Consider the following 789-nt stretch of genomic DNA (forward strand, 5'->3'; position numbering starts at 1 on the left):
ATTATTTGAACCATTGAATCCCGGTTTTAAAATATCTTATTGGAAATATAATTGATATTAATATTACTTTTTGCAAAAAAATCCGTCTTATTTCGCAAATTTTATTAATATGTCTCCTTCTACTCTTATAGTCCCTTTTGGGACGTGCAGTAGCGGCCTTCAGGGATCCGGAGCTGGTGTTTGCCCCGTGGTCTCTCGCATGAACGGAACGTATTGAACAAGGGTAAAAGGATGAAATACTATGGCTAAATACACGGAAACAATCGATCTCTATTCTGACGATGGGAAGCTGCTCAAGAGCGGCGTCACCCTCGACAGAATCAGCCCGCTGGTTAACCCGGCCACAAGTAAGATCATCGACCTGACCAAGAGAACGATCAACGTGAACCTCGGAGGAATCCAGGATGCGCTCAAGACCGGGAAACTTGGAAAGGGCAAGATCAAGGGAAGAGAACTCGATCTCCCCATCATGGAGAACAAAGACGCGATCGTCGCCAAGATCAAGGAGATGATCCAGGTTGAAGAAGGCGACGACACCGAGATCCTGGAGTTCAACGGAGGAAAACTCCTGCTCGTCGAGGTCCCGTCGAAGCGCCTGATCAACGCGGCAACCTACGATGCCGCGATCACGTCGGTTGCAGCCGCGACCACCTTCGCGATCGTCGACCAGTTCAACATCGACGGCTTCAACGCATCCACCGTCAAGGCGGCCTGCTGGGGCAGCTACCCCCACACGCAGGATATGCAGGGTGCGCTTGTCACGTCGATCCTGAACATCCCCCAGAACAA

The 789-nt window shown here is 50.3% G+C and carries 1 pseudogene; it reads left to right on the forward strand.

The annotated features are described in order from the left end of the window. Positions 1-241 precede the first annotated feature (241 nt). Positions 242-789 (forward strand): annotated as a pseudogene (locus tag EI28_RS11885) (methyl-coenzyme M reductase subunit beta); the annotation flags it as partial.

The organism is Methanoculleus sp. MH98A, from assembly GCF_000691865.1.
Taxonomy (GTDB): domain Archaea; phylum Halobacteriota; class Methanomicrobia; order Methanomicrobiales; family Methanoculleaceae; genus Methanoculleus.